This is a genomic window from Actinomycetota bacterium (assembly GCA_040757835.1).
Taxonomy (GTDB): Bacteria; Actinomycetota; Geothermincolia; order Geothermincolales; family RBG-13-55-18; genus SURF-21.
In genome coordinates, this window is sequence record JBFLWJ010000010.1 from 99,228 (window position 1) to 109,768 (window position 10,541).

General features: G+C 60.2%; 11 protein-coding genes and 1 tRNA gene. 9 read left to right on the plus strand and 3 right to left on the minus strand.

What is annotated here, in order from left to right; genetic code table 11:
* Positions 1-80: 80 nt before the first annotated feature.
* From AB1384_09760 to AB1384_09770, 3 genes are read right to left on the minus strand one after another with little or no spacing between them, the layout of a single operon-like run.
* The gene (locus AB1384_09760) at positions 81-503 is read right to left on the minus strand and encodes a CBS domain-containing protein (GenBank protein MEW6554559.1); all 423 of its coding nucleotides are present in this window, start codon (positions 501-503) and stop codon (positions 81-83) included.
* 10 nt (positions 504-513) lie between these two features.
* Positions 514-1,740 (minus strand): cation:proton antiporter, encoded by a 1,227-nt coding sequence (locus tag AB1384_09765; GenBank protein MEW6554560.1) that lies wholly within the window; start codon positions 1,738-1,740, stop codon positions 514-516.
* Positions 1,741-1,746: 6 nt separating this feature from the next.
* Positions 1,747-2,205: a MarR family transcriptional regulator gene (locus AB1384_09770; protein ID MEW6554561.1), complete on the minus strand. Its 459-nt coding sequence runs from the start codon at positions 2,203-2,205 to the stop codon at positions 1,747-1,749.
* A 196-nt stretch (positions 2,206-2,401) separates the two neighbouring features.
* Here AB1384_09770 and AB1384_09775 point away from each other — a divergent pair, with 196 nt between their 5' ends.
* The 9 genes from AB1384_09775 to AB1384_09815 all read left to right on the plus strand — a co-directional run bounded on the left by AB1384_09775 (position 2,402) and on the right by AB1384_09815 (position 10,177).
* A complete protein-coding gene (locus AB1384_09775; protein ID MEW6554562.1) occupies positions 2,402-3,994 on the plus strand; it encodes a CoA-binding protein in 1,593 nt (530 codons plus the stop codon).
* Positions 3,995-4,175: 181 nt separating this feature from the next.
* Positions 4,176-4,742 (plus strand): hypothetical protein, encoded by a 567-nt coding sequence (locus AB1384_09780; protein MEW6554563.1) that lies wholly within the window; start codon positions 4,176-4,178, stop codon positions 4,740-4,742.
* A 212-nt stretch (positions 4,743-4,954) separates the two neighbouring features.
* Positions 4,955-5,173 carry a hypothetical protein gene (locus tag AB1384_09785; GenBank protein ID MEW6554564.1) on the plus strand — a complete coding sequence of 73 codons (219 nt, stop codon included), beginning with the start codon at positions 4,955-4,957 and terminating at the stop codon, positions 5,171-5,173.
* A 144-nt stretch (positions 5,174-5,317) separates the two neighbouring features.
* Positions 5,318-5,692, plus strand: a complete 375-nt coding sequence (locus tag AB1384_09790) for a hypothetical protein (GenBank protein MEW6554565.1) — start codon at positions 5,318-5,320, stop codon at positions 5,690-5,692.
* Positions 5,693-5,714: 22 nt separating this feature from the next.
* Positions 5,715-6,647, plus strand: coding sequence for an ABC transporter ATP-binding protein (locus AB1384_09795; GenBank protein ID MEW6554566.1), 933 nt, complete (start codon positions 5,715-5,717; stop codon positions 6,645-6,647).
* A complete protein-coding gene (locus tag AB1384_09800) occupies positions 6,644-7,423 on the plus strand; it encodes an ABC transporter permease (GenBank protein MEW6554567.1) in 780 nt (259 codons plus the stop codon). The genes AB1384_09795 and AB1384_09800 overlap by 4 nt, the downstream gene beginning before the upstream one ends.
* A complete protein-coding gene (locus AB1384_09805; protein ID MEW6554568.1) occupies positions 7,420-8,133 on the plus strand; it encodes a tetratricopeptide repeat protein in 714 nt (237 codons plus the stop codon). Before AB1384_09800 ends, AB1384_09805 begins: the two co-directional genes overlap by 4 nt.
* Positions 8,134-8,215: 82 nt before the next feature.
* Positions 8,216-8,290: transfer RNA gene (locus tag AB1384_09810), tRNA-Val, on the plus strand.
* 234 nt (positions 8,291-8,524) lie between these two features.
* Positions 8,525-10,177, plus strand: coding sequence for an ATP-binding protein (locus tag AB1384_09815; GenBank protein MEW6554569.1), 1,653 nt, complete (start codon positions 8,525-8,527; stop codon positions 10,175-10,177).
* Positions 10,178-10,541 lie beyond the last annotated feature (364 nt).

Here is a 10,541-nt window from a genome sequence, read left to right on the forward strand (position 1 = left end):
GCGGACCTCCCCATTCGCAGGCGGTCTTCACGACCGTGGCCCTGCCGTTCGACGCAGCCTCCCCTAGCAGGTAGATTATATCAGTCCAAGCGGCGTACGTGGATGCCCCTTATCAGGTCCGTCCTGGTCACGACCCCCTCGACCCTGCCGCCCTCGCCCGTAGCGGCCAGGAACCTGGTCTGGTCCTTGAACATCTTCATGATCGCCTTCTGTACCGTCTCCCCCTGGTCTATGACCAGGGGGGGCCTCTGCATTACATCCTCGACAACGCGGAGGGAGACGGAGCCAGGATCCCTGCGCGCGAAGATGGAGAGGATGTCCGTGTCGCGCACGATGCCGACAAGATGCCCGTCGTCGTCGGTCACCGGGTAGCCGTGGAAGTTATGGGCTTTGAACATATCGATGAGATGTTCCAGGCTCTCTCGCTTGTTTACGGTGACGGGGTTGCGGCTCATAACGTCCGCGACTTTGCCCTCCAGGTAAAGGTAGATGTCTTTTTCCACGGCTGCCTCCTCAGGTCCTGGCTTCCCCGGCCTTGATTATGGCATATCTGGTGAACGGCGGCCCGATCAGCTGGAAAAAGAGCGTGGTGGCCGCGATGACGCTCACGGCCATTACCCCCAGCTCGACGCCCGCGTCCCCGAACTTGCCTCCCCCGAACTCGATCATGGTCTGTATAGAGAGGCCAATGGCCACCCCCGCCTGCGAGAAGAGGCAGAGGCCGAGATATCTCTTGACGTTGGCGGGTGCCCTGGAGATAACACCGCCCAGCGAAGCCCCGGCCTGTTTCCCCAGGGTCCTGAACGAGATATAGAGGAGCCCGATCCATCCCAGGCTGAGCAGTTTGCCCGCGTCCAGTTGCGCTCCCACCACCACGAAGAAGATGACGAACAGGGGAGGGGTGGTGCTTCGCATCACTTCGAAGACGTCGTCCCTTTTCCACCTGGTGAGATTGACGATGGTCATCCCCAGGGCCATGTTGGCCAGGATGAGGGAGAAATGCAGCAGGTTCGCCAACCCGGTGGTGAGCACTATCATCCCCCAGGTCAGCACCAGCAGGCCGCGCCTCGCGGTGTAGTTCCTGATCAGTGCGAGGAAGACCAGACCGGCAGCGCATCCCAGCCCCAGCGACCCGGCGATCTCCAGCGAGGGCCTGAGCACCGCCTCCGCCACGTGCACTTCACTGCTGGTCAGAAGCATCTTGGAGAAGAAGATGGCGAAGGCGTAGATGATCACGGCGATGGCGTCGTCTATGCCCACCACCGCGAAGACGGTGGAGGTCAAGGGCCCGGAAGCCTGGTATTCCCTGAGCACGTCGACGGTGGCCGCGGGCGCGGTGGCGGATGCGAGGGCCCCGAAGACGAGGGCTACGTAAAGCTTGCGCGTGTAGAGGTAGATGGCGACGGTGACCAGGACCGCGGCCACCAGGGACTCCAGGACCGAGATCCACATTATCGCCTTGCCCAAATGGCGCAGTTTGCGGATGACCAGCTCTCCGCCGATATCGAAGCCGATGCAGGCCAGGCCGATGTAGGTGAAGATGACCAGGCTGTCCAGGTTGTCGTCGCTGAAGACGCCGAGGAATGATTTTCCCAACAGGATCCCCACGATGATATAGCCTACGACCATGGGTACCTTGATGCGGCGGCAGAGCATGCCGGCTCCCCAGCCGGCGAGCAGGGCCATGCCGACCATCATGAAGATGAAGTGGGGGCTGTCGGGGATGATCTCTTTGAGCATGGGTGGTTAGCGGGCTCCCCCCTTCAGGGCATAGTAACTGCGGTTGAAGTCCAACAGGGAGCCCTCGAGTCCTTGCCTGGCATGTTCGTCCATGCCGCGCAGCACCCTGCTGAGGATCCTCTTCCGGTGGGCATTGACCCTGGTGACCAGGGACGACCCCTCCCCGGTGAGCTCCAGCTCTATCCTGCGCCGGTCGATGGCGGAAGCCGACCGCTTTATGAGCCCCCTCTCCTCGAGCCGCTCCAGCATGGAGGAGATGGCGGGAGGCGAGACGGCGAGCATGCGCGCTATCTCCGACGGCTTATCGGTGAGGTTCTGTACCATATCCAGGATCCGGAATTGCGGCACGGTTATATGGTCGACTTCAGCCACGAGCAGGGACTCCGCGAGGATGTTTACCATGATCCGGGAGGCCGCGAGGATGTTCTCCTCTATGCCGGCTGGCTCAACGGTTCCCCTGTTCATGACGGCGCTCCAGGCGTCCATACTTGATTATTAATAATCTTAATATTTAATTATATTAATTATATACGACCAGCGGGGAGGCGGCAATTGGAGGGGGTAACGGAGCTGAGCAGCGAAGCCGCCCTTGAAGAAAAAAAATCATTCAGTATAGTATTGTCCTACGTTTAGCGAAGGCGAAACTTAGGGACCTGACCCCATGGAGAAAGGACGTGGCATGCAGGGCAGTTTCCCACGCGATCTCAACAGGCTGTTCAACCCGAGATCCGTGGCCGTGGTCGGCGCTTCCAATATGCTCGGCAAGTGGGGCTTCAACATGCCCATGAACATGATCGGCGGCGGCTACCGGGGCCAGATATATATGGTCAACCCCCGAGAGGAGCGCGTGCTGGGCTTTCCCGCCTATCCTTCTCTCAGTGACATCGGCGCGGAGGTGGACCTGCTGGTGGTGGCCATCCCCGCCCGCGGGGTCGCGGACGTCCTCGTGGAGGCGGCAGAGATCGGCGTGCGCAACGCCGTGGTCGTCTCCTCCAACTTTGGCGAGGTGGGGGAGGAGGGCGTGCGCATGGAGCGCCATCTGGCCGAGGTGGCCAACCAGGCCGGCATCACCGTCGTCGGCCCCAATACCATGGGCATCTACAGCAAGACCAGCAACCTCTGCTGCCTCGGGGCGCCCGTATTCCCCCTCAAAGGAGGAGTGGGTTTCGTCTCTCAGAGCGGCAACCTGGGCGTGCAGCTCATGACCTGGGGCTACCGCAAGGGCGTGGGCTTCAGCCGTTTCGTGGGCAGCGGCAACTCCGCCAACACCGGCATCGCCGACTGGCTCGAGTACCTGGGCAACGACCCGGAGACCGACACCATCATCCTCTACATCGAGGGCATCAAGGACGGCCGGCGCTTCCTTGAGACGGCCCGCCGCATCACCCCCCACAAGCCGGTCATCGCCCTCAAGGCGGGAAAGGGCCGGCAGGGCGAGCGGGCGGTGCTCTCCCACTCCGGCTCCCTTGCCGGGCCCTTCGAGCTCTTCCGGGCGGCCATGGGCCAGGCCGGGATCATCGAGGCCGAGACCACCGAGGAGCTGGTGGACCTGGCGGCGGCCTTCTCGACCCTGCCCGTGCCCAAGGGTGACCGGGTGGGCATCATGACCCTGGGGGGCGGCTGGGGCGTGGCGGCCGCCGACTCCTTCGACCGCGAGGGATTGGAGCTGGCGGAGCTTCCCCAGGACGTCATCGACGAGCTGGACGGGTTCCTGCCCTCGTTCTGGAGCCACCGCAACCCCGTTGACATCGTGGGCAACGTGCAGAGGGGCAACCACTACCGCGTCATCGATGCCCTGGCAACCTGCGACGAGGTGGACATGCTCATCACCATGGGTACCCTGCTGGGAAGGGACTTCTGGGTTGAGAACCTGGTCAAGACGGCCATCCGGCCCTTCCTCAACATGGTGCGCCACCGCCTGACCATGCTGCCGTTCTTTCAGCTCTCCCTGTGGAAGGGTTTCCTCGACTCGCTGAAGCGGCGTGGGGGAGAACACAACCCGGAGGGTTCTGGAGGGATCAACCCCACCGAGGCGTTGAAGTGGACGGACACCGCGCTGGTACACCGCATCAAGCGCCTGATGAAGCAGGAGGGAAAGCCAATCATCGCCGTAGCCGTCAACGAGGGCGAGAGGTCGGCCTCGTTCCGCATGCGCAACTCCGGCGTCTTCACCGCCACTACCCCCGAGAGGGCGGTGCGGGTGGCGGGAAAGCTCGCCCATTACTCCCGCTTCCTCGCGTCGAACGGGCGTTGAGGTCCCTAAGTCCAGGGGCTTCCGTGGCCTTCCCGGCGGTATGGCGAATCCTTGCTCGCTCTGGTTAAGAGGAAATAATGGGAGACCGATATCGAGAATACTTCATGTTATATGGTGAGAAAAGGACGGATACGCAGAACGCCAAAGTCTCCTTGCGGCGGCCGGCTCCGAGGGGGACGGGATGAGCAAGATCAAGAAATGCAGACAGTGCGGGGTCCTGTTGGGGTTCAGCCGGGGTCTCGTCTGGCGCGGTAACGGCGTGATCACCCAGGCCAGGGACCCTGACCACCGCTTCGTCTTCAGCGAGTCCGACTTCCTCGACGAGATATTCAAGGACCTGGAGGAAGGCACGATCTACGATCCCGGCACCGGGCGCCGCATGGCGGCCTTTTCCCCCGAAAGCATCGAGGCGATACTCAAAGATATAGGGAAGGAAATGGGCGGCGACCTCGCCGATGCGGTCATCGATGCGCAGCGGCGATTTGTCCGTCGCATGCTGGGACGCGATGATGCCCTTATCGGGCAGCCCGGTTTCAGGGACAAGGCGGGCCTGCGTGGCCTGGGGTATATAAGAGAACTGGAGCCGGAGAGAAAACACTCCATGGTGCACATCGAGAATCCCTGCCTCCCTCTCTTCATGGTCGGTATCTCCCAGGCCCTCTTTGAGATGGGGTTGGAGAACGAGAGCGCCAACCGCAGATGGGAGATACGGCCCGACGGCGACCTGGTGATCGAATTGTGGGCATGATGCCGGGGAGGAACAGGGCATGTGAGCGCGACAGACGACCCTCCTCTCTTCACGGGCGGATGCAGGGGCCTGGAGAGCATAGGTCGTACTAATAGATAGAGTGATACCTGACATGGATCATGCGGCGCGATAGAGACGTCTATTTTTCTGGAGAAGGCCAGCTGCCCGCTGGTGGGGCGGGCGGTGACGGAAAAGCGCGGAGGAGAGAAGAGTTGAGCGCGAAGAAAGGCCTGCTGGCCCTGGCGGCAGCCCTCCTGGCCATCCTTACGGTCAGTGTGCCCCTGCAGTACCTGGTGCGGCAGGAGGTGGTGGTGGGGCTCGCTTCCGATGAGGCACACAGCCATGCCCACGAGGAGGAGGAGCACTCCCACGTCGAAGAGGGCACGGAAGAGGGCGGCGAAGGGCAGGTCGAGGCACAGGAACATACGTGAAGCGATGAGGGCAACGCCAGCGAGGTCTCGCTGGGCACCAACTTAATTGCGAATTACGGATTCGAGGTCGGTACGCGCGAACAGATATGGGGATGGACGGAGGTCGCGGCCGAGCAGGGAGAGGCAGTCTACCGCGACCTCGACGTGGCCCGCAGCGGGCTGGCCAGCGCGGCGGTGGCCACCAACGGCGCGGAGGTCAACAACGCCGGATGGGTGATGAAGCTCGACGAACTACCGCTGCAACACCAATTGGTCGTCGGGGGTTATATCCGTAGTGAGGGCCTGACCGGGGGCGCGTTCCTCAGGGTCACACTCCAGGGAAAGGATGAGAGCGGCCAGGAGTTACTCGGCTGGGCCTTCAGCGATATAGTTACCGGAGACAGCGACTGGACCCTATGCAAGGTCAGCGTCTATGTGCCGCCGGAGACCACCTTGGTGTGGCTGCAGGTCGGTGTGCAGGGCCGGGGCAGAGCCTGGTTCGACGACATCTCCCTGGTGGTAGAGGAACCTGAAAAATAGGGATATGGAGGTTGGTCAGGAAATGGAAGCGGTACTTCGCATCGAGGACCTGCGCAAGGAGTATCCGGCCGGGTGGCGGAAGCCGCCGCGCAGCGCCTTGGTGGACCTCGACCTGGAGGTCCCGAAGGGCAGCATAGTCGGATTGCTGGGACCAAACGGTGCGGGCAAGACAACCACCCTCAAGTGCGTCATGGGCTTGATCAGGCCGCAATCCGGCAGGATCTGGCTGTTTGGACGGGAAGGAGCGAGCGCGGCAGCGCGCGGCAGCATCGGCTTCCTCCCCGAGCAGCCCTATTTCGACCTCTATCTCACCCCGCGCCGGCTGCTGTCCTATTACGGCCGCCTGGCGGACATGGATGGGCCTGCCATAAGGACCAAGACCTCCCACGTGCTCAGCCTCGTCGGCATGGACGATGAGGCAGACCTGGCCATGGAGAAGTTCTCCAAGGGGATGCTGCAGAGGATAGGGTTGGCCCAGGCCCTGCTCACCGAGCCTGACTTCCTCATCCTCGACGAACCCTCCTCCGGTCTGGACCCCCTGGGGAAGATGCAGGTGCGCGACCTGCTCGCCTCCCTCCGGAACGGCGGGACCACCATCCTGCTCAGCTCGCATCAGCTCTCGGAGATCGAGGAGGTATGCGACGGCGTGGCCATCATCCATGCGGGCAGCAACGTGGCTTCCGGGAGCCTGGACGAGCTGCTGAGGCCGCAGGACGAGTTCGAGATCGCACTCGAGCATCCCTGGTCGGCCGATGGTGGCGGGCTGCCGCCGTCGGCTGCGTGGGCGGATGACTCGCGCACCCGGCTGGTGGCGAGCAAGGAAGGCCTCAACCCCACCCTGCGGGCCCTGGTTGAGGGCGGTGCCGCGATATGCGAGGTGAGGCAGCGGCGCATGACGCTGGAGGAGTATTTCCTCGCCAAGGTGGGCAGGGAAGGCTGGGAGGTCGGGTCATGAGGGCCGTCGGAGCTTTCGCCTGGAGCGTGATACAGGACGCGCTGCACCGCAAGGTTTTCTATGCCATCCTGGCATTCACCTTCATCATCATCCTGCTCATCCCCCTGTTGCCCAGCGCGGAGCTGGGGGTGCAAGTCGACCTCTTGCGCGAGGCGGCCCTGGGCCTCACCAGCGTCATGGCCTTCCTCGTCGCCGTCATCCTGGGTTCCACCATCATCCCGCGCGAGCGTGAAAAGCGTATCCTGTACAACACCCTTTCCAGGCCCGTTCACCGCTGGCAGTATTATTTGGGCAAATATATAGGCATCGTGCTGGTGGTAGCGGCGTCCCTGGCCCTGACCTTCCTGGTCCTGCTCGTCTTCGTGCTGGCGAAATTCGGCATCTTCAACCCCGGGCTTGCCAAGGCGTTCTTCACCATCCTGCTCGAGGCCATGGTGCTGGCCTCGGTGGCCATGCTCGCCTCGGTCTTCTACAGTCCCCTGGTCTGTGTGCTCTTAGCGGGGCTCTTCTATGTCATCTGCCACGTCAAGGGCGATTACCTCTACCGCGCCATGACCGATGCCGCTAATAACCCCGTTACGCGGGGGCTGGCGGGAGCCGCCTATTACGTCCTCCCCAACCTGGAGCGGCTGAACATCAACGAGACCATTGCCCACTCGGAGAGGGTGTTCAGGGTGGGGCCGCTGGAGCTGCTGCTGCTCTTTGCCCTCGCCGTCGCCTTTACGGCCATCTTTCTCTGCCTGGGTACATACCTGTTTTCACGGAGGGACCTGTGAAGAAAGCGCTGCTTATCTCGCTCGTGGTCCTATTGCTTGCGGCTGCTCTGCTGCAGTGGGGAGTGGACAGGACGCCGGCCGGGACGAGCGGGGATGATAATGCGGTCTTCCCCACCACCTCCAGCCTGTTCGATCTCCTGGGAGGAGCCAGGCAGTACCTCGCCTTCACCTTCTTCATCAAGACCGACAAGCTTCACCACGCTTACTACGGCAGCTCCACCCAGGAGGCGGAACTGGTCCCCTACTTTAAACTGGTAGCCCTCATGGATCCCAACTATGTCAGCGCTTACTACGTGGCCGTCGACATCTTAGCCGCGCTCGGGAAGAGAGAAGAGGCCATCGCCTTCACCCTGCAGGGCATAGAGGCCAACCCGGAGTCCGCGGATCTATACTACAGCCTCGGGGACCTCTACCTGCAGGAAAAGCGTTTCGATGACGCCAAGGACGCGTTCGAGGAGGCAATGAAGTACGAGCCGGAGCTGGTGAGCCGCAGCATGATGCTCACCGCCCTGGCGGCTTCCTGCTCCGCCGTGGGTGACGAGGAGGGCCGGCGCAAGGCCCTTATGGCCAAAGTCCTATACGACCAGACCCGTCTCTATACCGAGGAACACAGCTACGAAGAGATGAAGACCATCGTCACCTCGATAAACACCACTCTAAACAATGTCATGGACACCGGAGAGCAGTTGCCCGGGGAAGGGGGCAGCTGAGGTCCGGCGGCCGCGTTGTTCTGGCGCGGCGGCATGGTTTATTATTCTCGTGGCCGCGCAATAAGATACAGAGGGATACAGAGGGCGTTTAGCTCAGCGGGAGAGCGCCTGCCTTACAAGCAGGAGGTCATGGGTTCAAATCCCTTAACGCCCACCAATTTCCAGGGCCTTTATGGCCCTTTTTATTCGGGTAGAATCGCTTGATATGGTTACACCGTAAGAATGAGAAGGACCGTTGTAAGGCTTGATACACTTCTCTTCCCTGTTGAGCGGTGCCCTGGTTGTCAGCAAGGTGATGTAAGCTGGTTTATGGGCAACGTCCCTTCGTTGAATAGTAAAGGGCATGACAATAATTAGCAGATTTAAAGTTTGAATAATGGAGAGCACATACATGGATGAGATAGCTCGCTGGTCGAGTATGGCGGAAGGCCAATTCTTCGAGAGGAAGTCGGCCTACGACCGCTCCGGACCTCACCCCAAGAGAAGAAACGCCAAAGATATCATCTCTGATATTGTCGATACCCTTTCGGCCATGGCTAACGCCGATGGAGGGGAGTTTGTCCTGGGGATGGAGGACGATGGTACGGTAACCGGAGTTCCTCATCCCGAGCTGACTGTTAAGGGATTTCTCGATGCTCCCCGCGATCCGAACCGTATAAACCCGGGAATTATTTGCCGGCATAGGGAGGTCGTCACTGAAGGCGGCCACCTTCTCCTGCATTTCAGGGTGGAATGGAGCCCCCTCGTGCACCAACTGGCTGATGGCAGGTATCTGTACAGGATGAGGGATTCGAACATGCCGTTTGAAGCGCACAAGATATCCGCCCTGAAGTCGTCAAAAGCCCAGGGCTTGTTCGAAATGGTATTTCCGCCGAGAACCTCCTTGAAGGACATAGATATCGAGCTCGTCGATTCGCTTGACCTGGACCGCCTGGACGGAGAAACCGCTATCGATCTGCTTGAGCGTTTTCGCCTGGTAGAGAGGCATAACGGCCACGTCGCACCTAACCGTGCCTGCCTGCTTCTCTTCGGTAAAGACCCGGCGAAATGGCATCCCCGCTGCGGCATCGACTTCGTGCGCTGGGAAGGAACGGAGAGGAAAGGTGGCGCTGAACTCAATATCGAGAAACGCATACGTATCGAAGCTCCCCTCGCGGTGCTGCCCAAGCAGGCCTTCGAGGCCATCAAGCCGTTTATCCGTGAAAGGCAGCAGCTCGTGGATCTATTCTTCACTGAGCGGCTCGAATATCCCACGTTCGCCTGGCAGGAAGCCCTCATAAACGCCATCGCACACCGTGACTACAGCATACAGGGAACCCCCATAGAGGTTTGGATGTTCGATGACAGGATGGAGATAAAGAGCATGGGGCCGCCTCCCGAACCGGTCACGGTTGAGGCATTGAGCCGCGGTGAGCACCTGCATCTTTCCAGGAACCCTATCATCGTGCGCGTTCTTGCAGAACTCGGATACATGCGTGACCTGGGTGAAGGCATTCCACGTATGTTCTCGGAGATGGAAAGCCAGGGTTATTATCCTCCTGTTTTTGACCTGGTAGGCGGTGCTAACTTTCGCGTGATACTCAGAAACCAACCTATATATGACCAAGAGACCGTGGAGTGGTTGAGAAGATATGCTGAGTTTGATTTAACTGGCGACCAGAAGAGGCTCCTCGCCTTTGCTCACGCTCACGGAGACCGGTTTACCAGCAAGGATTATCAGAAACTCACCGAATTGGACGTGTACAAGGCATCCCTTTCGATAAAGGGTATGGTTAGGAAAAACATAATTCGTTCTACCAGCAAAGGAAGCAGGGTCTACGAACTCGTTGAAACGCCGGGTAAGCATGAGGAACCACCGGAAACCCTCTCGTTGCTCCTGCCATTGCTTAAGGAGAGAGACATCTCAAACCTGGACATAAGGGAAGCCCTAGGGATATCCAGGCCTACCGCGACACGTATTGCAGTAGAGTTATGTGCTAAGGGTTGGCTTGAAAAGAGCGGCAGCGGGAGGTGGACGCGGTATCGACTCGCGAGGGCACTATGAATCAGCCTAGGCGTAGAAAACCTGTGCGGGAAGCTGATTCATAGAGCGGTTTGGGTGATTCATAGGAATACTTAGAACAAGCTGGGAAAACAGCAACACAATTCAACGGAGTCGCTATGAATCAGCCTAGGCGTAGAAAACCTGTGCGGGAAGCTGATTCATAGAGCGGTTTGGGTGATTCATAGGGAGACACGGTAATGCCTAGACTGCCCCATCGAGGATGACAAGTGGGGTAATGTCTTCCAAGGGCCTTAACGCCCACCAAAGCAATAGAAGCCGGGCTCCGCGCCCGGCTTTCTCACTTGAATCGCCTTAGCGCCGAGACAGTAGGGGGAGAAAGCTTGCAATGCTTCTACGAACCCAA